The following is a 26777-nucleotide window of genomic DNA, read 5'->3' as shown; positions in this document are numbered from 1 at the left end:
GCTGTTTGTCCCTGTACTTTAGCAGACTGAACTCACGCCCTGAACTCGCAGGCTATGATTTATCAAGCATTTTTGGCCAGGAAACGCCGGCTCAGGGCAGCAAAGGTATCGGCTTTCTCCGCGTGCAGCCAGTGGCCGGTGTCTTTGATAATGCGGAGTTCGGCGGAAGGAAACAGGCGCTGTATCTCATTCCGGTGTTTCTCCTGGATGTAGGCGGAGTTCTCCCCTTTGATAAACAGAACCGGCCCGGTATAGGGGCCTTCGCCTTCCGGCGCCCTGGTGAGGTTATCGTAACTGGCTTGAATCACCGGCAGGTTCAGGCGCCAACGGAACATAGCCCCCCCTTCAGACTGTTCTTCACGGGGTACCCGCTCCAGGTTCTTGAGCAGGAACTGGCGGGTCGGAGCTTCCGCTACATGAGCCGACAACGTCTGATCGGCGTCCTGGCGGGAACGAACCGCTGCCGGGTCGATACTGCCCAGACCTTCCAGTACAGCATCGTGGCGGGGATGGTAATCCACCGGCGCAATATCGGCGACAACCACCTGCTCCACCCGATCCGGCGCCATCAATGCAATTTGCATTGCCACCTTGCCCCCCATGGAGTGACCGAGCAGCGAGACCTTGTCCAGTCCCTGGCTGTCCATGTACGCGAGAACATCACGGGCCATGGATGGGTAGTCCATGCTGTCCGAATGGGGAGAGGCGCCATGATTGCGCAGGTCCAGAGCGTGAATGCGCCATTCGTCCTGAAGCCGGCGGACAATCCCTCCCAGATTCTCCAACGACCCAAACAGGCCATGCATCAGGATCAGCGGCTTGCCTTCGCCAGTGATTCGGTGGTTCAGATCGACAGTCATCAGGGCTTGGCCTCCGGTTGGGATTGGGTCTGCGCGAGAGCCGATACATTACCATCCGCATTTCCATGGGCAAGCCCTACCAGGGTGGTATTTCACCCACAAAAAAGCCGGGGAAGTCCCCGGCTTTTGATCGGTGCCTGATTCGAGCGATCAGCAGTAGAAGATGCTGTTCAGGTACTCGGCCAGCGCCATGACGTTTTCACGTTCTGACTGGGTGTGCGGTACAAAAATTTCCTGTTCCATTGTGACCTCCTGCTACGGCTTGTCCATTGCTTCAACCTGATACCCATAATGCTATCGTTAGAGGCATGACAAACCGTTGACAGGCTGTCCCAACTATTTGACATTTTGTACCAATCTGCGGGGCAGACTGTTAACGTGGGGATACATGACCATGAACGCGCACCTGGCTGAAAACAATGACAAACCGCTGGTTGCCGCTTCCAGCACCCTTGCTCTGGTTCACTACCTGGAGCGCCAGGGTGTTCTGGACGCCGCAAAGGTGGAGACCATCCTTGGCCGGTCTATCCAGGACTTGTCCGCCCCTGACCTGCGCATTCCCGCCGAAGATCACTACCGGCTGTGGGAATACGCCGAGCAAGTCACCGGGGATCCCGGGGTGGGACTGCACGCCGGCCAGCTGGTTGACCCCGAGCGCATGGGGCTGGTCGGCCATGTCTTCTTCAATTGCGATACCCTGGGCGAAGCCGTTACCCAGTATGTCCGCCTGCACCGGCTGATCAACGAGTCGGTGACCCTGAGCTTCGAGCAAACCGGCAACGAGGCCATCCTGACCTGGCAACCGGACTGGCCAGACCATTACTGCCGGCAGGATATGGATCGCACCCTGGCCTCGGCCCTGTGCCGTACCCGACACTTCATCCACCAGACCATCACTGCCCAGTGGGTCGAACTGGCCCACCCCAAGCCCAGTTACGCCGACGAATACGAGGCCCTGCTGGGGGGACCGGTGAGCTTCGACTGCCCGACGACCCAACTGGCGTTCAGCAGTGAACACCTGAGCCACCCCATTCCCAGGCGCAACCCCTACGTGTATTCGGCCGTCCTCAAACAGGTCAACGGCCTGCTGGCGCGGCTGGGATCACGTCGCTCGTTCGGCCGTAAGATTCGCCGCCTGATCTCGAAGCAGATGTCCACCGACAAGATCGACGCCGACACCCTGGCGAAGAAGTGCCACATGAGTCGTCAGACCCTTTACCGTCGGCTCAAGCGGGAAGGCCTCAGCTTTCACGAATTGGTTGAGCAGGTGCGACAGGATAAGGCCATGCGTTATGTGGCTGGCGATCATTACGCCCTCGGGGAAATCGCCTTCCTGCTGGGATTTTCCGAACTGAGCGCCTTCAGCCGGGCATTCAAACGCTGGACCGGCCAGTCTCCCGCCAGCTATCGCGCCAGTCACCAGACACGAGAGGCCTCAAACACCGGGCGGCCCCGCTCCAACCGGGGCTCACGCTGACATGGTCGATTCCTGGTGGGTCATCACGACCATCGCAGCTGTCTACCTGGCAGCCCTGGCCTGCATCTACCGCATCCTGCTGACCTACCGCACCGCCCAGGGCGCCATTGCCTGGATTATCGGCCTGCTTGGCCTGCCCTACCTGACGGTCCCCCTGTTCCTGCTGATCGGACGCAACCGATTTGGCGGCTACGTCAAAGCCCGGCGCATGGGCGATGAATCGCTCACCAGCCTGCTGGACTACTTCGAGCAGCAAACCACGTCGATTACCGAAGCCACCGACAGCCACTTTACCGATGAACTCCAGGTGCTGTGCAGCCTGGGGCGGCAACCCTTCACCGAAGGCAACCAGTGCCAGCTGCTGCGCGACGGTAACGACACCTTCGACGCCCTGTTTGAAGCCATGGAAAACGCCCGCCGGTATATCCTGCTGGAGTTCTACCTGGTGCGCTCGGATAAAGTGGGCCAGCGCATCAAAAGCATACTTGAGCGGAAACTGGCCGACGGTGTGGAAGTCTGGTTTCTGTACGACGACATCGGCTCGGTGTCGCTGCCGAAAAACTACCTCAAAGAGCTAAGCAAAGCCGGCGCCCACGTGGCCTCATTCGGCGATGGTAATGTTCGCCGGCGCCGTTTTCAGATCAATTTCCGGAATCACCGGAAGCTGCTGGTTTGTGACGGGACGGTGGGCTTCGTCGGCGGCATCAACCTTGGTGATGAATACCTGGGCACTGTCATGGACCAGGAGCCCTGGCGTGATACCCACTGCCGGATTAAAGGCCCGGCGGTGACCGGCCTGCAACTGGCCTGGCTGGAAGACTGGAACTGGGCCAGCGATGAGGTGCCGACGCTGGGCTGGGATCCCCACGAAGCCACTCCCGGTAATGACAAGGTACTGATCCTCCCCACCGGCCCGGCCGATGATTGGGAAACCTGCACGTTGTTTTTCCTCAACTGCATCAACAACGCCCGGCACCGCCTGTGGATTTCCTCTCCCTATTTTGTCCCCGATGTTCAGATCATGCATGCCCTGCAACTGGCCGCCTTACGGGGTGTGGATGTACGCATCATGATTCCGGAGAAAGCCGACAGCCGGATCATTGGCCTGGCGGCCTACTCCTATCTGAGCCAGGCCTCACAAACCGGCATCAGGATCTACCGCTACCAACCGGGCTTCATGCACCAGAAGGTGGTGCTGGTGGACGATCGCTATGCCGCCGTGGGAACGGCCAACCTGGACAATCGATCCATGCGGCTCAACTTTGAAATTTCCATGGTCACCACCGCCCGACACTTTGTCGAGGAGGTGACCGCCATGCTGCAAGACGACCTGGATAATTGCCGGCAAATGACCGAGCAGGACTACAAGGAACGTTCGATTCTGTTCCGGCTCACCTGCCGGGCGGTCAGGCTGCTCGGGCCACTGTTCTGATCCTGCTCGTCACGACTGGTTTCTTTGCCTCGGAATATGCGAGTATTCCGTAACAAAACAGTGGTGCAGTAGCGATATAACAATATGAATGCGTTCAAGCCCAGAGAAACCCTGACCGAGCAGGTCGCCCGCCATATCGAGAACCTCATTGCCTTCGGACAGCTTCACTCCGGCGAGCGGATTTACGAGGCAGCCATGGCCAAGGAAATGGACGTCAGCCACGGATCCATCCGCGAGGGCCTGCTGCTGCTGGAGAAGCGTCACCTGGTCAGGAACGTGCCCCGCAAGGGCGCCTTCGTGACCCCGCTGGATGAGTTTTTTGTCCGCAGCCTGTACGAAACCCTGCAACTCTACCTGACCCACACGGGCAAGAAGCTCACCCGGAACAGGCAACCGGAAGACATGGAACGGCTGGAATCACTGCACGCTCAAATGCAGGACTGCTATGACCGCAGTGACCTGATGGCGTTTCTGAACCTGGGCATTGAATACACCAAGGCGTCGCTGGCATACGCCGATAATTACTTTATCGTGGCGGCCATCGAGGATCTCTGGCCGTCTGCCAGGCGATGTGCCTTCGTTGCCTTCCAGCAAGGCGGCAAGCATGTTTTGGAGGACAACCTGGAACACATGCGCGAGTCCATTCAGGCCATCCGGGACCGGGACGAACGACGCCTGGACGATATTCTTAGCCGCTACGCCCTGCAGCAGTGCCAGCAGGTGCTGGAAGCCCTTCGCAGTAGTGACCGCAAGGGCGCCTGATCAGGGCGAATCGTAGAACAGCTCGGTAAACGAATAGCCGATATTGAGATAGACACTCCAGGTGTCGAGGTTGCTGTATGCGGCCGCCACCTGAACCGGCCCCAGGAAGGTGTCCACGCCGGCAAACAGGCTCCAGGAACGCACCGAATTGCCCCAGCTTGCGTCGCTCAGTGATTCCCAGGCATTACCCACTTCAAAGCCTGCACCGGCAAAAACCGGCACCACCGGGCCACCAAAGTTTTTACGTCCGAACATGGCGGCCATCAAGGCGTTGTCACCCGAGATCTGGCCAGGCCCCAACGCCGACAGCCGCCGGAAGCCACCCAGCCGGGCGGCATTTTCGATGCCCGGTTCCCCCCGGGTGACGATCTCACCATAGAACAACCCGGTCAGGTTGAAGCCCTGCCAGGTATCCGTGCCCAAACCAATCCCACTGATGGCATCGAAGCTGCGCTCAGAGCCCAGACCGTCTCGGTCCATTCGCCCCCGCAGGCCGGCGAAGGCTCCGGAATACGGATAAAAGGAATCATCCAGGGAATCGTGCACCCACTGCAGGCTGATACCACCTTGCTGGATGTCATCGTCTTCGATCGCTACCTGGCCAACCACATTTTCAATGGAGGCGTCGCCGCGAAAATACTTCAACCGGACTTCGTGCTCGGAGCCAAATTCCATACCCAGAGCCACATCCACCAGCCGGTAATTCACCTCCAGCTCGGCTACCGGATCACTGCCACCGTCGTAGACGCCAAAGATGTCCCGGTCGTACTCACCGCCAACCACCAGGAAGCGCTCGTAGCCGTAGTTCAGTGGCTGATACCACTGGGACCGGATCCAGGGTTCCGTGCCCACCTGCAGACCGGTCGCCCATTCCGCCCCAAGATCGTTTAACTCGGTCAAGGTCAGGCCACCGGCCAGATTGAAACGGGTATCGCCGTCCACACTGTCCTCATACCCAAGTCCAAACGACAGGTAATTGGGGCCCCAGCTTTTCTCCTGAATCAGGATATTCAGAACATTGCCATCCGGGGACGGCGACACCGAGTAGGACACGGTTTCGTAATATCCGAGGCCGTAAATCCGCTTCAGATCCTCTTCAAGAAGCCCCACCTGCAACGGCATACCTTCCTGCTGACGGATCCGCTCCCGAATAAACTTCGACGCCAAAGCATTGCCATGAATGATATTGATACTGGCGACCCGCCCCACCCGAAAACTCCCGGAGTCACGACGCTCCTGGTACTCCGACCACTGTCTCTTTGATACCGACAGAGGCCGCAGCTCAACCGCATGCTCCCGGGCAGCGCTGGCCCCCAGCTCGAACAAAACCAGACCATCATAGAAATCGGCGGAGGTGTAACCCTCAAGGTCGGGCTGAATCAGCACATCCCTTTCGCCCAGAAAGGTTAGCTGCTCGTCGGTATTGCTGCGGGTCATCATGGTGGTGAGCTGCCCAACCACCGAGAATGCGCCGGTGAGCTCATCCCGCCCCATCAGCGCATCACTAATGTCCACCGCGATGATGATCTCGGCTCCCAGGTCCTGGGCAACGCTGATCGGGAGATTGTTCGCCACACCGCCGTCCACCAGTAAACGGCCATCCCGGCGCACGGGCGCGTAAACCCCGGGAATACTCATACTGGCCCGAACGGCTTCGGCCAGGTTGCCCTTACCCATGACAACCTGCTCTCCGGTCTCCAGATCGGTGGCAACGGCGCGGTAGGGAATAGCAAGAAGATCAAAATCTTCCACCAGAGCATCATCGCGGGTCAGTTCGTTGAGGATAAACCCGAGGTTCTGGCCAGCGACGATGCCCCCGCCAACCCGGAAACCATCAGCAGCCACCCCGATACCCGGCATCAACGGCAGGCGCACTTCTTCCATTTTTCGGCGCACAGGTTTGTAAATCCGGCCCGGGTCGTCTTTGAAACTGGAAACCCAATCCAGCTTGAGAAAGCGGGTCTCGATTTCCTTGACCGACATGCCCGACGCATACAGGGCGCCTACGGCGGCACCCGCGCTGGTGCCGACCACCACATCGACGGGGATGTTCATCTCTTCGAGCACCCTGAGCACACCGACGTGGGCCATGCCCTTGGCGCCACCGCCGCTGAGCACAAGGCCAACCTTGGGCCGCTCTGCTGCAGAAAGAACGGGCGCCAACCATGCGCCCGTGAGGAATATCCAAAAAAGAATGCGTTTTACTGGCATGAGATTCCTTTCTTCGCTCGGCCAGGGAGTGGGCGCTAAGACTTGCCGCCAGTCTCCTCATGAGCCAGGGACAGGTGGGACACATCGGGAACCATTGGCGGCGGAAGGTCTTCCTTTATTCCGATATCACTACCGGTCGGGGCCAATGACCACTCATCCAGATGCTCAAATTCAGGTGCCTCGACGTCCTGAGTCTCAACCAGTCTCACGCCTGCCGGATCCAGGCCCAACCCCGAGCCGCTCAGTATGTCATCCACTTTTTCACCCGCCACCGGCAGCCGATCCCCCGGTTCGGTGTCGGGCACCCTGCCCGCTGCGGAGCTCGTCGGCCGGGCTGCTGGCTCAGTCTCCCGCGCAGGTTGAGCGGGAGCCGCCGCTTGTGGCCTGGGAGCTGATTCGGATACCGGAGTCGTGCCCGGCATGGGCTGCACATAAGCCACCATGCCGTGTTTGCCCAGTACGGCGCGGTATTTTTCGGCTTGCGCCTCTTCCAGCTTGTTACGGATCACCACGGGTTGACCACTGAACATCCGGTCGACCTGCTCGACACTGGCCTTGAACAGGGCCCGTGCATTGTTTCGCGCAGTCTGGGTATCGGTACCCGGAACGCACTCCCCTTTGAAGACAAGCTGAAACATGCCACTACCTCTTATAACGTCTGTACTGCTGTTGTTGTTAAGAATAGTTGAAAACTTCATGAGCAGCGCCGCCGGCAGATAACCCCCGAGGTGCTGACAACCGCAAAAAATTGAAAAAATTTTCGTCCGAATTCTTTAAAATGCCAACCGGTCTGCAAAAATGGACCGCGACAAGCACTTACACTTTGTTACACATGACAAAAAAGTCACCAGGTAACCAACCATGAAAACGTCATTCATCCACAGCCTACTGGCCTCAGCCCTTCTGCTGCCTGCCCTTCCAGCGCAGGCCGAGAATCTTGACCTGCTGATGAGCCAGGTGTTTGCCCGGGACGAAGCGACCTACATCGGTTACGAAAGCGTGGAGCGGCAGGACATTCCGGTCTCGGCCGACATTGAGCGCAAATACCTGATTGTCGACTTTCGCCTGCAGGCAACGCAACCACCTATGGAGCAGCTTCAGGCCAGCGTTCACAAGGTCTGCATGACCCTGCTGAAGGATCGGGACCTGATTCGTGAGCTGTCTGATTCCGGGTACGACATGGTCTCGGTTGCCTTTGACCGCCGTTCCCAGTTTGATTGCCTGTAAGCTTCGCCTCTAGTTCTCTCGTCCCAGCAATCTCGGGAACACATCCAGCGCACCGTTGACCGCATCCAGGTTGAACGCCTCCACATCGGCCAGCAGCTTTTCCCCGTACTGGGTCACCGACGGTGACCGGAAACGCTGCCCCCAGGCCAGCACCCGCCGCGCAAAGTCTTTCATAGCCTCCGGGTCTCCGCTCTCCCTGACATCCTGCCACTCATCGCCGAAGTCCTTGGCCAACTGTTCACGCAACCAGCCACGTTCCTGAATACTCAGCTCCTGGGCGAGCAGAGTCTCCGCTTCTTTCGGCTTACCCGGATCTTCGACTATTTCACCGGTCGCGGCGACCTCTGGCAACACCACAGTAAACACAGAGCCGACGTTGGCTTCGCTCTCAACTTCCAGCTCGCCCCCCATCATACGCACCAGTTTTCGGCTGATGGCCAGCCCAAGGCCTGTACCTCCATAGCGGCGTGTGTTCTGGCCTTCGCGTTGTTCAAAGGCTTCAAAAATGCGTTCCCTCTGGTCTTCAGGCACGCCGATGCCGGTATCTTTTACGGTAATCACCAGACGATACCGCTGAATATCGGGCGTGGGGGAGTCATGGTTCTCCTCTTCCCCGGCTGGCTCCAGGGGCGTTGCTGTTGCCCGAACCGTCACACCGCCTTCGTGGGTGAACTTGATGGCATTGCCCACCAGATTAAACAGCACCTGCCTCAGCCGCGTTTCGTCCAGCATCATCGCCGCGGGCATGGCCGAGTCAACGCTCACTTCCAGGGAAATTTCCTGTTCCCGGGCACGCAGATCGAAAATGTGCCGAACGTCATCCAGCATACGGCGCAGGGACACCGCCGAATAATCGAGACGAAGTTTACCGGCCTCGATGCGGGACAAATCGAGGATGTCGTTGATCAGCATCAACAGGCTGCGGCTGCCCGCCCGGATCGCCTCCAGGTAGTTGCGCTGCTGGGGATCCTTGACGGTATTGGTCAGCAAGTCGCTGTAACCGATCACCGCATTCATGGGGGTGCGGATTTCGTGGGACATGTTGGCCAGGAATTCACTCTTGGCGCGACTCGCTGCCTCAGCTTCCCGGGCCAGGCGTTCAGCCTCGAGTTTGGCGGCCCGGAGTTCGTCTTCACTGCGGCGCAGGGCGTTCTCGGACCGGATTCGCTCATCCACCTCCCGCGACAGCTTGCGGTTCCAGTACAGGAAGATCAGTACCACCACGATGGCTATCAGAATCACCCGCCGCACGACGGTGTAGTCCGGCTCCTGCTCGATATCCAGGTTGATCCACTGGTTGTAGATGGCCTCGGTTTCACTGGCATCCAGGCTGTTGAGCGTCTGATTCAGGATTCGGTGCAGATCGGGCCGGTCGGCCTTAACCGCCAACCGCAGGTCGTAAGCATAAGGAGTGATACTGGTGATCCTGAGATTCGCCAGGCCGAGCCTCGCGACGGTGTAACTGACCGCCGGAATGTGCGTCACCATCACATCCAGGTCGCCATTGGAGAGAGCCAGAAGCCCCTCTTCCACCGTGCTGACCGGGAACAGGTTCAGTTCCGGATGGTTGATCAGCAGGTAATCGTGTGCCGCGTGGCGATTAACCACACCAACACGTTCCCCCTGAATCTCCCGTAAGTCACCAATAAACCGCCCCTCGTCCCGTATCGCGAGGGCAATGGGGACCGTCAGATAAGCCCGGGTGAACAGAAAATCCTGTTCGTTGCGAGGCGTTCGAGCCAGTCCGGGGAGAATATCCACCGTACCATCCCGCAACTGCTCCTCTGCGGTCATCCGATCCGATACCAGGGTCCGCTCAAAGCGCAGGTTGAGTTTGCTTTCCAGCCGGGTCATCAGGTCGGCCACGAGGCCTCCCGGACGACCATCCTGGGCGAATTCGAAGGGTGGCCAATCGGATCGGAATGCCACCCGAAGATCCTCATTGCGTTTTAACCAGTCCTGGTCGGCGCCAGACAGCTCAAAACCGTTCCGCTCCAGGGCGGGCACATCGGTCTGTAGCCAGGAATGCCGGATGGCGCGGTGCTCGTAATGATTGATGGCCAGAACGGCCTGTTCCAGCACCCGGAACAGCTGATCCTTGTCGGCATCCACCTGCAGCACCACATCTGCAGTGCGCTCATCCAGCAATTCCGACAAGCCGATTCCATCGATCATCGCCGACTGGAGATACTCCGACACCACCAGCACCGGTCCGAGAAACGCGTCAGCCCGGCCAGAGAGCACACTGCTGACCGCCTCGCTCAGGTTTTTCACCTCCACCGGCGTGAAGTTCTGCACCGGGTCCAGCATGGGGAACTGGTTCGGGTCCGTCTCGATGATCGCGATCCGGGTGTTCTCCAGATCCTCAAGACCACGGATGGCCAGGTCTCCGGCACCGATGAACAGGCCGTAGGTCAGTGACATCAGGGGTTCGGTGACCTTCTGGCCTGGGGGCACCGGCGTATCGGGCAGGCGGGCGGTTAACAGAGCGTCGACCGACGGGACCTCAACACCACCTGTGCCTCCGACAACGACGGCCTCTACCGGCTTATCCAGCTTTTCCGAAAGCCGGTCCAGGTAATCGACGAAGATACCGGCCATGGTGCCATCGCCGATATCAAACATCAGCGGGACCCGCGGCTCCCGGATGCCAATCCGAAAAGTTTCCTTCGTATCCAGCCAGTCCAGATCGTCGCTGCCAAGCACCGGCGCAGGGGACTGCTGCGGAGGATCCGCCCGCAACGATGCGCTGGCCAGAGACAACAGACAAAGCAACAAAAGTGGAAGCGCGGCCTTCACTGGATATCCTTAAGGGTTCCGCTACATTTCAGGGAACCATACCTGCAATCAGAGACAATTTCATTCGGGCAAACAACGTCGGGAGCGCCGTAGTCATGGATACCAGCAAGCACACTATCAATACCCTGTTTGAGCAACTGGGACTGCCTTCCGATGAGGCCAGTGTGGATCAGTTCATCAGCGAGCACTCGCCGCTCCCGGCCGGCACCGCGATCCAGGATGCGCCCTTCTGGTCCGAAAGCCAGTCCAACTTTCTGGAGGAAGGCCTGGAGCAGGACAGCGACTGGGCTGAAATAATTGATGAACTGGATGCCAGAATGCGTCATTGAGACACCGATTCAATCACAACCGAGTCTTTGCCGGTATCCGCTGAGTGGACAATCGCCCTGGACGGAAGCACGGGCATCGTAAACGCCTGAAGACCCTGAGACCGCACATCGATTGCGATCGTTCTGATCATCACCTATTTCCGATCCTCACAGCCCGGGCCAGAGTGCTGGTCCTGCCGACGTCTGCGAGCCCGCGGATGGCTCTGGTCATACACCTGGGCCAGGTGCTGGAAATCCAGATGGGTATATACCTGGGTGGTTGCGATATCCGCGTGACCGAGCAATTCCTGTACCGCCCTCAGATCGCCACTGGATTCCAGCATGTGGCTGGCGAAGGAGTGCCGTAGCATATGAGGATGCAGTCTCTGGTCGGCCCCTTTCAACACACCCCACCGACTCAGGCGCGACTGGATACTTCGATGGCTGAGGCGGTCACCGCGCTGACTGACAAACAGCGCCGGTTCCGCGTCTCCAGTCAGTCCGGCTCGCACCGGCAACCAGGCCTGGATCGCCGCGACGGCCTTGCGGCCAACAGGGAGATCCCGCTCCTTGCCCCCCTTACCCAACACGCGTAACTGGCCACCTCGAAGATCCACCGAATCCACATTCAGCCCAGCCAGCTCAGACAGACGCAGACCGGATGAATAGATCAGTTCAAACATGCACAGATCACGCACTTCGAGGGGATCGTCGGGGTTGGCATCAAGGAGGTGGTTCACCTGGTCCACGTCCGCAACCTTGGGCAGCCGACGGCCGCTCTTGGGGGCTCGTATATCCAGGGCTGGATTATCGGTGGCCAGTTTTTCCCGCACCAGGAACCGGTAAAAGCGCCGGATCGACGACAGGTGGCGGGCGATACTGCGGCCGCTCAGACCTTGCCGGGCCAGGTCGGCGGAATAGCGTCGAACGTCATGGGCGTTGAGTCGATGCCACTGGTCAAACTGGCGCTGATGGAGCCAGCCCGCCAGACGATCCAAATCCCTCCGGTAACTGTCGCAGGTGCGCTGGGAGTGACGGGTTTCCGAGGCCAGATGCTGAATGAAGTCAGTTAGAGGGGCAGCCAGGGACCCCGGCAGACTATCAGCCATCTGCTCCCCGGGCACTCAAGAGTTCTCCGCGGTCCGCCCGGTGGTCTCCACCACCGTGCTGTGGCGTTCAAGCATGGGTGGCAGCAAGCGACTGAGGGTATCGCTGATATAGCTCAGGAACATGGACCCCATGCTCTGATCGAAGTAACCCGGTTCGCAACTCCCCACCGCAAACACGCCAACCAGGCCCTGGCTGCGCAGGGGCACCAGCGCAACCGAGGCGATGGGATCGTCCCGGTCGGGGAACAGGAATTCCCGCTCGTTCTCGCGGAACTGGCCGCATACGGCACGGTCACCTTCCAGAAGACTGCCCAGGCGTTCCCGGGCGTCCTGCGGACTGACCACATGCAGCGCGCCTTGCGATACCTCAGGCAAGTCGCTGTCGGTGAAGAGCAAGACCGACGCCGCATCCAGGCCGAAATCGCCCCGGATGCTGTCATCAATCACCGCCGCCATATCATTGACGTTACGCGCCTCAATCACCTGCAGCAGCATTCGCTTGCTCTTCTCGAACAGACGGTCATTCTGGCGGGCAATGGACACCAGTTCGCCCAGCTCACCCTGGAGCATATCCCGCTGTTCGCGGAACAGGTGCACCTGTCGCTCCACCAGGGAAATAGCCCGGCCACTGTCGTGTGGCAGCGTCAATACGCGCAGCAGGTCGTCCTGACCGACGAAGAAGTCCGGATTGTCTTTCAGGTACTGGACCACCTGTTCGCGGGTAATGTCATCGACCTTCTGGTGGGCCGTCTGTTCTGTCATTCTGTGTCTCCTGACGGTCAGGACCGTTTTCGTGCGGGCTTTCCGTGTTTCGGACGACGGCCCGGTTTGTCTCCACCCGGCAGTCGCATCTGGCCTTCAAAGACCGTGGTTACAGGGCCATCCATCATAACAGGGGCCCCTTCCCCCTGCCATTCGATGACCAGCCGGCCACCGCGCAGTTCGACCTCGACCCGGCTATCCAGCAGCCCCCGGAGGCGACCGGCCACCACTGCGGCACAAGCCCCGGATCCACAGGCGAGCGTTTCCCCGGCACCCCGTTCATAGACACGCAAGCGGGCACGCTTACGATCGATGACCTGCAGGAAACCGATGTTGGCTTTGGCGGGAAAACGGGGGTGGGATTCGAGCAACGGGCCCAGGGTTTCCACCGGCGCCGTGTCGACATTATCCACTACCAGGACACCGTGGGGGTTGCCCATGGATACGGCACTCAGCTCGACGGCCTGGCCTTCCACTTCCACGGTGTATACGGTTTTCTGCTGATCCGCGGCAAATGGAATGGCCGGGGGATTCATCTCCGGCACCCCCATGTTCACGGTCACCATGCCCTGCTTGCCCAGTCGCAGCTCGATCACGCCCTTAGCGGTCTGAACCCGAATCACTTTCTTGTTGGTCAGGCGCTGGTCCCGGACGAAGCTGGCGAAACAACGGGCGCCGTTTCCGCACTGCTCCACCTCGGAACCATCGGCATTGAAAATACGGTAGCGAAAATCCACGTCCGGCAGACCCGGCGGTTCTACCACCAGCAGCTGGTCAAAGCCGATGCCGAAGTTCCGGTCGGAAAGTTTGCGAATCATCTCCGGGCGCAGGCGAAACGGCTGGCTGATGGCGTCCACCACCATGAAATCGTTGCCCAGGCCGTGCATCTTGGTGAAACGCAATGCTGGTCCCTGTCCCTGTCCGCGTCGGTGCTGACTCATGTCCCGCGACTCCCTCATTCCGGCAGACAACTCTCGGGTGCCAGCTGGTCGTCGAGGGTTTCCCGTCGCCGAACCACGTGCACCTGATTGCCATCCACCATCAGCTCGGGAGGACGGTTGCGGGAGTTGTAGTTGGAGCTCATCACGAATCCGTAGGCGCCCGCCGATCGCACCGCCAGCAAGTCACCCGGCTGCAGGCTGAGGCTGCGGTCCTTACCCAGGAAATCACCGGTTTCGCACACAGGCCCAACCAGGTCCCAGTTCTTTTCTGCGCCATCCTGACGCGGCTTCGCCGGTATAATCGCCTGCCAGGCACTGTACAAAGCCGGACGAATCAGATCGTTCATGGCCGCATCGATTACGGCAAAATTCTTGTGCTCGGTGCACTTCAAAAATTCGACCCGCGTCAGCAGGATACCCGCGTTCGCCGCAATCGACCGGCCCGGCTCCAGCACCAGCTCCAGCTCCCGGTCACCAAGGCGCTCTGCCAGAGCGCGGACGTAATCCGATGGCTGGGGCGGCTGTTCCTGATCGTAAGTGACGCCAAGGCCTCCGCCCATATCCAGATGCCGGATGACAATGCCCTGCTCCGCCAGGCTATCGATCAGTGCCATCACCCGGTCCAGCGCATCCAGGAAAGGATCCACAGAGGTCAGTTGCGATCCGATGTGACAATCAACACCGATAAGGTCCAGATTCGGCAGTTTGCTGGCCCGCGCGTAAACCCCGGGCGCCTCCGCGATATCGATGCCGAACTTGTTCTCTTTCAGGCCGGTAGAAATGTAGGGATGGGTACCGGCATCCACATCCGGATTCACCCTCAGGGACACCGGCGCACGCACGCCCAGCTCGCCGGCCACGGCATTCAGCCGGTCCAGTTCGGTGTCGGACTCCACATTAAAACAGCGCACGCCGGCTTCCAGGGCGCGTTTCATTTCCCATTCCTGCTTGCCGACGCCGGAAAACACCACCTTGGCGGCCGATCCGCCGGCCCGGAGCACCCGTTCCAGCTCGCCGGCGGAAACGATATCGAAGCCAGCACCCAGGCGAGCCAGCACGTTCAGCACCGCCAGGTTGCTGTTGGCTTTGACCGCGTAGCAGACCAGATGTGGCCGACCGCTCAAAGCCTGGTCATAGGCCCGGTAATGGCGCTCCAGGGTGGCCCTGGAGTACACGTAGGCCGGCGTTCCGAAACGCTCGGCAATCTCTGAGACAGGCTGATCCTCGGCGAACAGTTCACCGTCGCGGTAATTGAAGTAATCCATGGCTTCCCTACATCGTCCTACAGGTACAGAGGTGACGGACTAACGTTCAGTGTCTTCGTTATCGCGCGCTGGCTGGCCATACGTTCCGGTCCCGGCACGCTCATCGGACGGAACCGAATCCTGCAGATACAGGTCGCCTTTCTGGCCGCAGCCATAAAGCACCGGCGTTAGGGCCAGACTGACCAACAAAAGAATGGTGGCGCGCATTCCTGCAACCTCTGAATGTGTTTTCGCCCGAGTATACCCGACAGGCATCCTGCCCGGCGAGGCCACGATCGCAAGCTGGCGAACAGGGAGGAACGATCTCATCCTGTTCGTCCCATACCGGCAACCGATCTCGAGAGGCGCAGGAGCGCAATACGACCAAGCCCCTCGTCAAAATCGAGGATGATCGGGGCATGAGGACAGACAAAACGGTACTTAGGAAAGGTTCTTTTCAGCGACAGGATCAGTATTATGTGTGCTGAATCGTGGCATCCCCCAGAAAAATAAAAACATATTGTCACGCTCGCCAGATCACCGGCACATCCGACACCAAGATTACCGAGGCTCATCCATCGTGAAAGAGTTCGTCATCCGTCGCCATAGAGCAGACCTGTCGCAGAATTCCGACCGAAGAACCCTGTTGCGTATCGACGACGAAGGCAAGGTGATGTTCGCCGACCGATACGTCGAATCAGTATTGGGCTACGACGCCCGGGAGCTGCAGGGGCGACCTGTTCACAGCATCCTCGCATCCAGGCAGGACGACCCTTTCGTGCCGTCTAACTGGAACCGGATTGAGAGGGGCCAGAACGTTCTGGTGACCTTCCGGCACAAGGAGGGATTCTTCTTCACGGCCAGCCTGAGCATGCGTGTGAGTATGCGGGATTCGGACACCGCCGCCTCCGCCACCATTTCCCACCGGGATATTGCCTCCATCGACCCCCTCCTGCTTAAACTGGCCGAGGACACCGCCAGCGCCGGTATCTGGGAGCTGGATTCCCAGAACAACGAAATGACCTGGACCGATGGGCTGTTCAAATTGCTGGAGCTGCGAACCGACACAGAACTCACCCCGGAGCAGGCCCTTTTTTATTGTCAGACGGGCCAGCCCCGGGTTCGGGCCATGTTTCGTCGCTGCATTCAATCCGGCCGGTCGTTTTCGCTTGACCTGGACATCCTGACCTCCCGACAGAACGTCCGAGGCGTAACCATTCATGGTCGTGCTCTCAAGCAATCCGGCCGGGTCGGCGGTACGCTTGTGGATCGCACCCGGGAAATGCAAAGGGATCTGGCCCGCCGGGATGCCGAACGGATACTGGCAGCCACGACCCAGTCCACGCCGGATGTCGTCGCGGCGGTTGATCTCAAGCTCAACCTACTGCATTGCAACCACGCCTTTGTGCAGCAATTCGAAACCATCTTCGGTGTCCGACCTCGACCGGGCGACAGTCTGACAAGCCTGCTTACCGAGCATCCCAACGAACGACGGCTGATTGAGCGCCTGTGGCAACGAGCCTTTGACCGGGACAACTTCGTGGTGGAAATGCCACTGGCCCAACAAAATCGGGAATTACCGGTCTACGAATTCCATTACCAGCGCCTGACCAATGATCAGGGCGATCCCATCGGCGCAGTCCATGTCGGGCGGGAGATTGCCCCGCGAGCCAGCCACAGCGCCAGCAGCGAATACCGTATCCGGCACGACCCGGTGACCGGCCTTATGAACCGTCGAGCCTTCATTGCCCGCCTGCTCAGGACACTGGAACACAAGACCCACCGGGAATCCTGCGATAGCCTGCTCTACCTGGACCTGGACAAGTTCGAGCGTTTCAACGACCTGACCGGCAGTGGCACCTGCGACCGTTACCTGCGGGAACTGGCAGGCAATCTGGGCATTCGCGTGCGCCAGAGAGACGCGCTGTCACGCCTTTCGGGCGATACCTTTGTCCTGCTGATTGAAAACTGTCCCGAGTCCCGGGCCCGGAAAATCGCCGACAACATTCTCGATGCCATATCCGAGTTTGTATTCCAGTGGCAAGGCGAAAGCCTTCAAACAACGGCGTCCGGCGGGCTGCTTATCATGGACAACGATGCGCCGAATGATCCGGAGCTCTTGCTCAGCCAGGCCGCAGACCTGTGCCATACCGCCAAGATTTCCGGCCGCAACCGGATTCACACAGCTCGTGCCGCAGGAGAGCATGTCGACGAGAGCGAAGCCTGGAAGGAAGCGGAACAGATTCGCGAGGCACTGGACAACGAACGGCTGATTCTCGAGTTCCAGTCCTTCAAGCCGGTTGCCAGCGCTACCTGGGGCGATCATATTGAAATCCTGGCCCGGATCCCTGCCAACAATGCCACCCAGGACACCCTTGGACCGGATCAGTTCCTGCCCATTGCTGAGCGCTTTGATCTGGCCAAGCGCCTGGACCGTCAGGTTATCCGACAGACCTTCATCTGGCTGAATTCTCAGCCCCTGCTGGAACCCCGACTCAAGTACTGTGGCTTCAACCTGTCGCTTGCGAGTGTACTGGACGATACCTTCGCCGACTTCATCGAGAGCCTGCTGGACGACTCACCCTTTGACTCGGACTGTTTCTGCTTTGAAATTCGCGAAGCCCACGCCACCCAGTACCCCGATGAGGTGGCAGTCCTCTGTGATGCACTGAACAAGGCAGGGTGCCGGGTGGCCCTGGACGGTGCCGGCGCTTCGGTGGAGAGCTACAGTCTGGCCGCCAGGCTGCCGGTAGACATCATCAAACTGGACCGCCGGTTGGTGGAGGATCTGGAGAAAGATCCGGTTCAGCAGGTGATGGTTGAGGCCTTGCACCGGATCGCCGAAGTGGCGGGCAAAGTCACCGTCGCGACCTGCATCGAAAGTGAAGATACACTCCGGAAGGTTCGTGCCCTGGGTATCCATTACGGTCAGGGTTTCCGGTTTTCTCGCCCGAAACCCTTGGCTGAACTGACGCCAGCAACCGTGCAACTGACGACCGGGCGCATCGGCGGTTAACCCCGCGCCCGGAAATCCTGCCTGACTCAGCCTGCCAACCGGGCGCGAGCGCGAGCCACCGCGGCGCGAACCTGCTCCGGCGCGGTTCCCCCCAGATGGTTCCGGGCCTGAACCGAGCCTTCCAGCGTCAACACATCGAAAACATCTTCGCCGATGACATCAGAGAACTGACGCAGCTCTTCCAGGGACATCTCGGACAGATCCCGACCTTCCGCCACACCGAAAGCGACGGACTTGCCAACGATTTCGTGGGCATCCCGGAACGGTACCCCTTTCTTGACCAGGTAATCCGCCAGATCGGTCGCCGTTGAGAAGCCCTGTTTGGCGGCCACACGCATGTTGTCAGCCTTGGAGCGAATGGCCGGAATCATGTCGGCGTAGGCTTTCAGACAGCCCTTGATGGTATCCACGGTATCGAACAGGGGTTCCTTGTCTTCCTGGTTGTCCTTGTTGTAAGCCAGGGGCTGACTCTTCATCAGGGTGAGCAGACTGATGAGGTGACCATTCACACGGCCGGTTTTGCCCCGCACCAGTTCCGGCACATCCGGATTCTTTTTCTGCGGCATGATGGAGGAACCAGTGCAAAAACGATCCGGCAGATCGATGAAGTCGAACTGGGCGGAGGTCCACAAGACCAGCTCCTCGCTGAATCGGGACAGATGCGTCATCAGCAGGGACGCAAAGCTGCAGAACTCAATGGCGAAGTCCCGGTCGCCGACCGAGTCCAGCGAGTTTTCAGTGGGACGGTCAAAACCCAGCAACCGGGCGGTCATGTCGCGGTCTATGGGATAGGTCGTGCCCGCCAGGGCGGCCGCGCCCAGCGGCATCACGTTCACCCGCTTGCGGCAGTCCTGCAGGCGGTCTGCGTCACGCACCAGCATTTCGTACCAAGCCATCAGGTGATGACCAAAGGTTACCGGCTGGGCCGTTTGCAGATGGGTAAAGCCGGGCATGATGGTGTCCGCTTCCCGCTCTGCCAGATCCAGCAGTCCGGCCTTCAGGCGGGTCAGCTCCTCGGCGATCACATCGATCTCGTCCCGCAGGTACAGGCGGATATCGGTGGCCACCTGGTCATTCCGGCTGCGGCCGGTGTGCAGCTTTTTACCGGTGATGCCGATACGGTCGGTCAGACGTGCCTCCACGTTCATGTGCACGTCTTCCAGGCTGACCGACCACTCGAACGCTCCGGATTCAATATCCGCCTTAACCCCGTTCAGCCCCTCGATGATGGCATCCCGCTCCTGGTCGGTCAGAACACCGACCGAGGCAAGCATGGTGGCGTGGGCAATGGAGCCAGTGATGTCATGGTGGTACAGGCGCTGATCAAAACCGACAGATGCGGTGAATCGCTCAACAAAGGCATCGGTGGGTTCGCTGAAACGTCCACCCCAGGGTTTTTCGGAGGTTGTGCTCTGTTCAGATTTTTTCTGATCCGTCATGATCTATCTTTCCTGCAAACAGCCCGGCATCATCTGGCGGGGAATAATAAGGTACATTGGATGTGGCGCGAGTATAGCATTCCGACCCCTGTAAGGAGCCACCCCTGAAAGGCGACAAGGCAGTAACATCCAACGAGTTTTTCGTTCCGGACCTGTGCCGGGTGCGGGCCGTTTTCATGCTTCTGGTGACCAGCGAACTGCTGGTGCTTGTATTGGCCATTGTTCAGGCCGAGTCCGGCTGGATTGACTGGAGCTTCTTCGGGCTCCTGTCCCTGTTCGTGCAATGGACCACGCTCACCAGCGCCGCCCTTATCTGTGTGTTCCGGGCGAAACTGGCCCAGTTATCCATTCCCATGGCCACCCTGTGCATTGTCGGGATCGTCCTGCTGGACGTACTGGCCTTCAGTCTATTCGCCGATAGCCTGCTGCAACCGAATCAGGATCTGGCTGCTTGGCAAAGCATCGCCAAGAAAATGCTGATGGCACTGCTGATCGCGTTGATCGTGCTTCGGTATTTCTACCTTCAGCATCAGTGGCAGGAACAACGGGAGGCGGAAATGCAGGCGCATCTGGCGGCACTCCAGGCCCGGATTCAGCCTCACTTCCTGTTTAACAGCATGAACACCATAGCCAGCCTCATCGCCATCAATCCGGAACAGGCCGAAGAAGCCGTTCTCGATCTGTCCGAACTGTTCCGGGCCAGCCTGCGCAACACGGATCAGCTGGTGCCACTGGGGCGCGAGCTCGAGCTGTGCCGGCGCTACCTCGGCATCGAAGCGCTTCGCCTGGGGGACCGGCTGCACGTGGAATGGGACATCGCGCCGGGACTGGAGCACCAGGCCATTCCACCGCTGGCCCTGCAGCCTCTGGTGGAAAACGCCATTTACCACGGCATCCAGCCCTGCGCCGCCGGCGGCACGGTGCGGATCGAAGCACAGGCCCGGGGCCAGTTTGTCTACCTGCTGGTGCAAAATCCCAAGCCCGACCAGAGCGGTCGTCAGCATGAAGGTAACCGTATGGCACTGGGCAATATCCAGTCGCGCCTGGCCGCCCTGTTCGGGGAACCGGCCGTGTTGAAACACAGCCAGCAGAACGATACATATACGGTCACACTCCGGCTGCCGCGCCGGAAGTTGCCATCGCAATCCAGCGCCGGCTCAACTCTATGAACCGAAAAAGGTGCCACCTACTGCCATGACCAACCGCCGCATCCTGGTTGCCGACGACGAACCCCTGGCCCGCGAGCGCCTTCGGCGCCTGGTAGAAGCCCTGCCGGGCTACGAGGTTTGCGGTGAGGCGTCCGATGGTGATAGCGCACTGGCCCAGGTAGCTAAGCTGGAGCCGGACATCATGCTGCTGGACATCCGCATGCCGGGGCTGGATGGCATGGCGGCGGCCGGCCGGCTCGAAAAGCTGGCCAATCCACCCGCGCTCATTTTCTGTACCGCGTACGACCACTATGCCATCGAGGCCTTTGGGGTACAGGCCATCGCTTACCTGCTCAAACCTGTCCGAAAGGAAGCGCTGGCCGATGCCCTCAACCGTGCCGGACGGGTCAACCGGGTGCAGGCCCAGACCCTCGGTGCCCTGAACCAGGGAAGTGACGAGCAACTGGCGGTTCGGACCCATCGCGGTACCGAGCTGATTGATCTGGTCAACATCGTCTACTGTGAAGCCGACCAGAAGTACGTCACCCTGCACCACTCCGAGGGTGAAACGGTCTGTGATTACACACTGAAGGAGCTCGAGAGCACCTACCCGGGCCACCTTTTGCGCATCCACCGGCAGACCCTGGTGGGGGTTCGGTTTATCCAGGCGCTGACCCGCACGGATCAGGGCCAGGCGGTGGTCGAGCTCAAGGACGGACGAGGGGCACTTCCGGTCAGCCGCCGCCACGCCAGCAGCGTGCGCCAGTGGTTGCACGACCATCAGCCGGGCTAGGTTTTTCCCGAACAGAAGACCCACCGGCACGGGACATTTGGCCCATCAAAAGGTACCCTTGGCCCACCTATTTCGAACCGACTGAGAGAGTCATGTCCAAACGAACTCTTCGCATCGCGACCCGCAGCAGCGCCCTGGCGCTCTGGCAGGCAGAATTCATCAAGGCCGAACTCGAGCGCCTGAACAGCAACGTGACTGTCGAACTGGTGAAAATCAAAACTCAGGGCGACAAGATTCTGGACGTTCCCCTGGCCAAGATCGGCGGCAAGGGCCTGTTCGTCAAAGAGCTGGAAGAAGCCATGCTGGATGGTCGGGCGGACCTGGCCGTTCATTCCATGAAGGATGTGCCCATGCACTTCCCGGACGGTCTGGGCCTGGTCGCCATCTGTGAGCGGGAAGACCCCACCGACGCCTTCGTCAGCAATCATTATGACAATGTCGATGCCCTGCCGGAAGGCGCCGTGGTCGGCACCGCCAGCCTGCGACGGGAGGCCCAGCTTCGGGCCTATCGTCCAGACCTCAACATCCATGTGCTCCGGGGCAACGTCAACACCCGCCTCGCCAAGCTGGATGCCGGTGAGTTTGACGCCATCGTTCTGGCCAGCTCCGGCCTGAAGCGGCTGGGATTCCACGATCGCATTCGTTATTCCATGCCGGATACCGTTTCCCTGCCTGCAGTCGGTCAGGGCGCGCTGGGCATCGAATGCCGCCTGGATGACACGGAACTGCGTGCCATGCTGTCCGAGCTGAACCATGAAGACACCTGGGACCGGGTTTCCGCCGAACGTGCCCTGAACCGCCGGCTGGAAGGCGGCTGCCAGGTGCCGATCGCCGCGTACGCGCTACTGGAAGAGGATGACACCCTCTGGCTGCGTGGATTGGTCGGTGCCGTTGATGGCAGCCAGATTTTCAGAGTGGAAGGTCGCGCTCCCCGGAAAGAGGGCGAACGACTGGGCAAGGAACTGGCCGAAGACCTGCTTGCCCTGGGAGCAGACAAGGTGCTGGCAGACATTTATGGCCACACCCCACGCTGATTCAGCCCCACTAACCGGCCGGCGCATCCTGATTTGCCGGCCGGAACCGGAAGCCTCACGCCTGGCCGGATGTTTCCGGGCTGCGGGGGCCGAGACCCGCACACTCCCCCTCATTGAACGCCAGCCCCTGCCCGAAACACCCGAGAGGCGCACCCTGATCCTGAACCTGGATCAATTCACCCACATCCTAGTTGTCAGCCCTTACGCGGCCCGGCTGCTGCTCGAAGAGCTGGACAACTGGTGGCCGCAGTTACCGACGGGCATTCAGTGGTACGCGGTCGGCTCCGGCACCGCTTCGGTACTCACCAAGCACGGCATCAGCACCCGCAAACCCAGCAATGGCTGGACCAGCGAAGCGTTGTTGGCGCTGCCCTCCCTGGCCAGATTCAGTGGAGAGCAAGTGCTGCTGGTGCGGGGTGAAGACGGGCGGGAGCTGATCCGTCAGACCCTGGAGCAACGAGGCGCCAGGGTAACGGCTCTTGCGCTTTACCAGCGCCGCGTTCCGGACCACACTGAACAGGAGATCCAGAGCGCCATCAAGGACTTCGCTCCGGATGCCGTCATTGCGCTATCTGGCGAAACCTTGAACAATCTCATCGCACTATGCGGAAATAGCAGCCATAATCTACACGACAGGTTATTGATTGTTCCCGCCGCCCGAGTCGCCGAGCAGGCCCGAGCAGCAGGGTTCGTGAATCCGTGCATACCAGGAAGCCTTGCCGATACTGACATCGTGGCCAGTGTTGCAGATCAACTTCACGGCCGGGACGGTGGCTTCGGTTCAGCCAAGTAAGGACGCCCGTGACTGAGACAACTGAAGAAGCAAAAGAACAACTGCCCGCTCCCATCTCCAAAGACAAACCCGCGCGACCGCGACTGTGGCCGATATGGCTCATAGCGTTACTGGCCCTGGTCGCTGCCATCGCACTGGGGTTGTGGAACTGGCAACAGTGGAACAACAATCAGGCGCTGGTACAGGCCGTAGCAGACCTCAAAACTGATACCTCGCAGATGGCGGATCGCCTGGGCGACGGGCGCAGCGAACAGAGCCAACGCCTGCAAAGCCTGGAGAGCAAGCTGAGCGAACAGCGCGAACTGATTGCCACCCAGCAGCGACAAATCGACCACAACGCCCGCGAACTTCTGGAATCCGGCAACCGCACCCGCACTGACTGGCTCCTTGCCGAGGCCGAGTATCTGCTACGCATCGCCAATCAGCGCCTGATCATTGAAAAGGACATCAAAGGGGCCCTGTCGGCGCTGCAAGCGGCCGATGAGGTCCTTAAGGAGTCCGATGACATCGGCGTTTTTCCGGTACGCCAGCAAGTCGCCAAGGAAATGCTCAGCCTCAAGAGCATCAGTGATGTGGATCGCACAGGGCTGTACCTGACCCTGGAGGCCGCTATCGAGAGCGTCCATCAACTGACCGATCAGGCCCTGATCAACAGCCAGGCGCCGGACTTCAACATTGAGGATGGCGGAGAACCGGCAGCAGAAGGTACCGAGGAACCGGATGCCCTGGACCTGGCCTGGAACGACTTCAAGGAAACCATGATGCAGGTGGTGGTGGTGCGCCGTATGGATGAGCCGGTCAAACCGCTGCTGTCACCGGACCAGAGCGCCTATGCCCGCCTGAATCTGCAGCTGATGCTGGAAGAAGCCGAAATGGCCGTACTCAGGGGCAATCAGACCCTGTATGAGCGCGCCCTGGCCAAAGCCACGGACACCATCGATAACTGGTACGACGACAGCCATCCGCGGGTGAACGCCCTGGCAGAGACCCTGGCTGAACTGGCGGGCAAGGACGTTGATCCCGAGGTGCCGGATATCAGCAAATCACTCTCTTTGCTCAAACAGCGTCTGGCAGGCCGCCTGGCGCCGGAAGGCGACTCGGAACAGAACTCCGGAGGCAGTAACGGAGGCGGCAATTCATGATTCGCGTGTTACTTATTCTTCTGGTTGCACTGCTGATCGGTACGGGTCTGGCATTGGGTCTTCAGTACGACCTGGGCTATATCCGGGTCAGCTTTGGCAACTACCTTGTCGAAACCAATTTCTGGGTTGGGCTGGGCCTGCTGGTGGTCATCACTCTGCTCATCCAGCTGTTCATCGGCCTCGTGCGTCGGATGGGCCGCAGCGGTGGCGCAGTGAAAGGCTGGCTGTCCCGGGGCAACAAGCGCCGGGCCCAGCGGCGCACCACCAACGGACTGTTGGCGCTGGCCGAGGGCAACTGGCCCCGGGCCCGCAAACTGCTCACCACCTCCGCCAACAATGCCGACACGCCGCTGATTAATTATCTGGCGGCTGCCCAGGCCTCCTTCGAGTGCGGCGACTACGACGGTGTTGAGGAGCTTCTGCGCAGAGCCTTTGAGAGCACCCCCGGATCAGACATGGCGGTGGGCATCACCCAGGCGCAGCTGCAACTGGCGGGTAACCGTTACGAACAGGCGCTGGCGACATTGGTCAGGCTGCGCAAGCAATCGCCTAACCACCCATTCGTCCTCAAACTGCTGAAAAGCACCTACCTCAAGCTGGAGGATTGGAAGGAGCTGGCCAGACTCCTGCCAGAGCTGAAGAAACACGATGTCTTGCCGGAAAGCGAGTTCCACGAACTTCAACGGCAGGTGTGGCACAACCTTCTGGAAACCGCGGCTGAGGAGTGTCGGAAGCGTCGTCAGGATGACCCTGGCGCGTCACTGGAACCCCTGACCCGCCTGTGGGACGAACTGCCGGGCTATCTGCGCCGGGATGAACATACCATCAAGGACTACGCCCGACTGCTGGCAAACCTGGGCGACGAGGCCCAAACCGAAACTCTGCTACGCAAGGTACTTCGGAACCACTGGAGTGATGAGCTGATCAATCTGTATGGCCGGATTGAAGGTCAGAATCCGGACGAACAGCTGATTATGGCCGAACAGTGGCTGAAGGATCGACCAAACAATCCCGAGCTTTTGCTGGCCTTGGGGCGTCTGAGCCTGCGTAACGAACTCTGGGGCAAGGCCCGAGAATATTTTGAAACCAGCCTGCATCTGCGCAGGAGTAGGGAAACCCTGGCCGAACTCAGCCGATTGAATGCTCACATGGGCGAGGAAGAGGTCAGCATCAAACTGATGATGCAGGGGCTGGCAAAGGACAACAGTCTGCCGGAACTGCCGATGCCCAAGGCCTGAGGAACCGGGCCGGAACCGATCATCCGGCCCGGCTACCGATCAGTTTCTGGGCGCATACTCCAGTACATCCGAGAAAAACGCATCCGTCGGCAAACCCGCGTCCAGAAGAGCATCCATCAGGGTGTACACCATGGTAGGCGAGCCGCTGGCGTGTACCTCTACGTTTGACCAGTCACCACCGGCAGCCAGCACCGCCCGTACAAGCTGGTCGTGATGGCCGCTCCAGTCGTTATCCTCGTCGTCGCCAACCACCGGAAGGAAAGTAAAGTTGGGCAAGTCGGCTTCCCACTGCTGGGCCATCGAGCGAAGATACATGTCTTCATGGCGACGCACTCCCCAGAAAAGCTTGATGGGCTGGTCGTAGGACGTGCCATCGAGAAAATCCATCAGACTTTTCATCTGGGCAAAGCCCGTGCCCGCAGCCACCAGAAATAATGACTTGCTCGGCGCGCCCGCCAGGCAAGCCTTGCCATAGGGCACATCAAGGGAAACCTCGGCGCCGGGTTTCAAGGCGTCGATGACTTTCTGGGCTGAGCCCCAATCCGGGGATGCCTGAATGTGCAACTCCAGATTCTCGGCCGCCGGGCCACTGGCAATGGAGAAGAAACTGGGGCCCTCACCGGGAAGGTTCACCGACAGATATTGGCCGGCGTGGAAGGTCAGATCCCGCCGGCGCGGGAGCTGGAGCTCAACACGATAGACATCGTGATTGATGGATCGCACATCGACCACCTTGGCCTGAAATTTACTCGGCTGAATCGCTCCGGCTGCCATAACAGCGTCTATCTCCAAAGTTAGGTCCTCGAGCGGCAGACTTCTGCACATCATCAGACGCTCGCCAACCTGTATTGTGTGTTGATTTCGGGTATTCAGGACGGTGCCGGCCCGTACCCGAGCCTCGCAAATTTCGCATACCCCATTGCGACAGGCCTCGGGGACGGCAATGCCCGCCCGCTTGGCGGCACTGAGCAGGTTGTCCTTAGGCGCCGCCCGATAACTAAGCCCGGAAGGCTCAAGAATGACATGATACACCCGGCTGACC

Annotated in this window: 23 protein-coding genes; 12 read left to right on the top strand and 11 right to left on the bottom strand. The window is 59.8% G+C overall.

Going from position 1 to position 26777, the window contains the following annotated elements; translation table 11 throughout:
* Window positions 1-62: 62 nt before the first annotated feature.
* Window positions 63-860, bottom strand: coding sequence for an alpha/beta fold hydrolase (locus tag K8I84_RS16340; protein ID WP_223795838.1), 798 nt, complete (start codon window positions 858-860; stop codon window positions 63-65).
* A 394-nt stretch (window positions 861-1254) separates the two neighbouring features.
* On the opposite strand from K8I84_RS16340, the gene K8I84_RS16335 reads away from it, so the two are divergent.
* The 3 genes from K8I84_RS16335 (at window position 1255) to K8I84_RS16325 (ending at window position 4531) form a co-directional block, all read left to right on the top strand.
* Entirely contained in the window at window positions 1255-2337 is a 1083-nt protein-coding gene (locus tag K8I84_RS16335) for an AraC family transcriptional regulator (RefSeq protein WP_223795837.1), read from the top strand.
* 1 nt (window position 2338) lies between these two features.
* On the top strand, window positions 2339-3769 hold the full coding sequence (gene cls, locus K8I84_RS16330) for a cardiolipin synthase (protein ID WP_223795836.1): 1431 nt from the start codon (window positions 2339-2341) through the stop codon (window positions 3767-3769).
* 84 nt (window positions 3770-3853) lie between these two features.
* A complete protein-coding gene (locus K8I84_RS16325) occupies window positions 3854-4531 on the top strand; it encodes a GntR family transcriptional regulator (protein ID WP_223795835.1) in 678 nt (225 codons plus the stop codon).
* Here the strand turns inward: K8I84_RS16325 and K8I84_RS16320 are convergent, their stop codons facing one another.
* Together K8I84_RS16320 and K8I84_RS16315 are read right to left on the bottom strand one after the other, a co-directional pair.
* Window positions 4532-6742: a patatin-like phospholipase family protein gene (locus K8I84_RS16320; RefSeq protein ID WP_223795834.1), complete on the bottom strand. Its 2211-nt coding sequence runs from the start codon at window positions 6740-6742 to the stop codon at window positions 4532-4534.
* A 35-nt stretch (window positions 6743-6777) separates the two neighbouring features.
* Window positions 6778-7380, bottom strand: a complete 603-nt coding sequence (locus tag K8I84_RS16315; RefSeq protein ID WP_223795833.1) for a hypothetical protein — start codon at window positions 7378-7380, stop codon at window positions 6778-6780.
* A 223-nt stretch (window positions 7381-7603) separates the two neighbouring features.
* On the opposite strand from K8I84_RS16315, the gene K8I84_RS16310 reads away from it, so the two are divergent.
* Complete coding sequence (locus tag K8I84_RS16310) at window positions 7604-7969, top strand: hypothetical protein (protein ID WP_223795832.1); 366 nt, start codon at window positions 7604-7606, stop codon at window positions 7967-7969.
* Window positions 7970-7978: 9 nt separating this feature from the next.
* On the opposite strand, the gene K8I84_RS16305 is transcribed toward K8I84_RS16310, so the two are convergent.
* The gene (locus K8I84_RS16305; protein ID WP_223795831.1) at window positions 7979-10768 is read right to left on the bottom strand and encodes an ATP-binding protein; all 2790 of its coding nucleotides are present in this window, start codon (window positions 10766-10768) and stop codon (window positions 7979-7981) included.
* A 95-nt stretch (window positions 10769-10863) separates the two neighbouring features.
* On the opposite strand from K8I84_RS16305, the gene K8I84_RS16300 reads away from it, so the two are divergent.
* Complete coding sequence (locus K8I84_RS16300) at window positions 10864-11097, top strand: DUF2789 domain-containing protein (protein WP_223795830.1); 234 nt, start codon at window positions 10864-10866, stop codon at window positions 11095-11097.
* Window positions 11098-11231: 134 nt separating this feature from the next.
* On the opposite strand, the gene xerC is transcribed toward K8I84_RS16300, so the two are convergent.
* Genes xerC through lptM form a run of 5 tightly spaced genes read right to left on the bottom strand, consistent with a single transcriptional unit; the run spans window position 11232 to window position 15360 of the window.
* Window positions 11232-12185, bottom strand: a complete 954-nt coding sequence (gene xerC, locus K8I84_RS16295) for a tyrosine recombinase XerC (RefSeq protein WP_223795829.1) — start codon at window positions 12183-12185, stop codon at window positions 11232-11234.
* A 15-nt stretch (window positions 12186-12200) separates the two neighbouring features.
* Window positions 12201-12947 (bottom strand): DUF484 family protein, encoded by a 747-nt coding sequence (locus K8I84_RS16290; protein WP_223795828.1) that lies wholly within the window; start codon window positions 12945-12947, stop codon window positions 12201-12203.
* Between the two features lie 17 nt (window positions 12948-12964).
* Window positions 12965-13888: a diaminopimelate epimerase gene (gene dapF / locus K8I84_RS16285; protein WP_223795827.1), complete on the bottom strand. Its 924-nt coding sequence runs from the start codon at window positions 13886-13888 to the stop codon at window positions 12965-12967.
* A gap of 14 nt (window positions 13889-13902) precedes the next feature.
* Window positions 13903-15153 carry a diaminopimelate decarboxylase gene (gene lysA / locus K8I84_RS16280; RefSeq protein ID WP_223795826.1) on the bottom strand — a complete coding sequence of 417 codons (1251 nt, stop codon included), beginning with the start codon at window positions 15151-15153 and terminating at the stop codon, window positions 13903-13905.
* 39 nt (window positions 15154-15192) lie between these two features.
* Window positions 15193-15360 (bottom strand): LPS translocon maturation chaperone LptM, encoded by a 168-nt coding sequence (lptM, locus tag K8I84_RS16275; RefSeq protein WP_223795825.1) that lies wholly within the window; start codon window positions 15358-15360, stop codon window positions 15193-15195.
* A 352-nt stretch (window positions 15361-15712) separates the two neighbouring features.
* On the opposite strand from lptM, the gene K8I84_RS16270 reads away from it, so the two are divergent.
* Window positions 15713-18148: an EAL domain-containing protein gene (locus K8I84_RS16270; RefSeq protein ID WP_223795824.1), complete on the top strand. Its 2436-nt coding sequence runs from the start codon at window positions 15713-15715 to the stop codon at window positions 18146-18148.
* Between the two features lie 26 nt (window positions 18149-18174).
* Here the strand turns inward: K8I84_RS16270 and argH are convergent, their stop codons facing one another.
* Window positions 18175-19587, bottom strand: a complete 1413-nt coding sequence (gene argH / locus K8I84_RS16265) for an argininosuccinate lyase (protein WP_223795823.1) — start codon at window positions 19585-19587, stop codon at window positions 18175-18177.
* Window positions 19588-19763: 176 nt separating this feature from the next.
* Between argH and K8I84_RS16260 the strand changes: the two genes are divergently transcribed.
* The 6 genes from K8I84_RS16260 to K8I84_RS16235 all read left to right on the top strand — a co-directional run bounded on the left by K8I84_RS16260 (window position 19764) and on the right by K8I84_RS16235 (window position 25735).
* A complete protein-coding gene (locus K8I84_RS16260) occupies window positions 19764-20756 on the top strand; it encodes a sensor histidine kinase (protein WP_223795822.1) in 993 nt (330 codons plus the stop codon).
* A gap of 25 nt (window positions 20757-20781) precedes the next feature.
* Window positions 20782-21528: a LytR/AlgR family response regulator transcription factor gene (locus K8I84_RS16255; RefSeq protein WP_223795821.1), complete on the top strand. Its 747-nt coding sequence runs from the start codon at window positions 20782-20784 to the stop codon at window positions 21526-21528.
* A 92-nt stretch (window positions 21529-21620) separates the two neighbouring features.
* The gene (hemC, locus tag K8I84_RS16250; protein WP_223795820.1) at window positions 21621-22562 is read left to right on the top strand and encodes a hydroxymethylbilane synthase; all 942 of its coding nucleotides are present in this window, start codon (window positions 21621-21623) and stop codon (window positions 22560-22562) included.
* Complete coding sequence (locus tag K8I84_RS16245; protein ID WP_223795819.1) at window positions 22543-23355, top strand: uroporphyrinogen-III synthase; 813 nt, start codon at window positions 22543-22545, stop codon at window positions 23353-23355. The genes hemC and K8I84_RS16245 overlap by 20 nt, the downstream gene beginning before the upstream one ends.
* Before the next feature lie 8 nt (window positions 23356-23363).
* Window positions 23364-24497: a uroporphyrinogen-III C-methyltransferase gene (locus K8I84_RS16240; RefSeq protein WP_223795818.1), complete on the top strand. Its 1134-nt coding sequence runs from the start codon at window positions 23364-23366 to the stop codon at window positions 24495-24497.
* Window positions 24494-25735: a heme biosynthesis HemY N-terminal domain-containing protein gene (locus K8I84_RS16235; RefSeq protein ID WP_223795817.1), complete on the top strand. Its 1242-nt coding sequence runs from the start codon at window positions 24494-24496 to the stop codon at window positions 25733-25735. The genes K8I84_RS16240 and K8I84_RS16235 overlap by 4 nt, the downstream gene beginning before the upstream one ends.
* Before the next feature lie 39 nt (window positions 25736-25774).
* On the opposite strand, the gene K8I84_RS16230 is transcribed toward K8I84_RS16235, so the two are convergent.
* Entirely contained in the window at window positions 25775-26767 is a 993-nt protein-coding gene (locus K8I84_RS16230) for a 2Fe-2S iron-sulfur cluster-binding protein (RefSeq protein ID WP_223795816.1), read from the bottom strand.
* Window positions 26768-26777 lie beyond the last annotated feature (10 nt).

The organism is Marinobacter sp. F4216 (assembly GCF_019931195.1).
Classification (GTDB): Bacteria; Pseudomonadota; Gammaproteobacteria; order Pseudomonadales; family Oleiphilaceae; genus Marinobacter; species Marinobacter suaedae.
The sequence above is the reverse complement of the archived record's forward strand: the minus strand, read 5'-3'. Positions and strand labels throughout refer to the sequence as shown.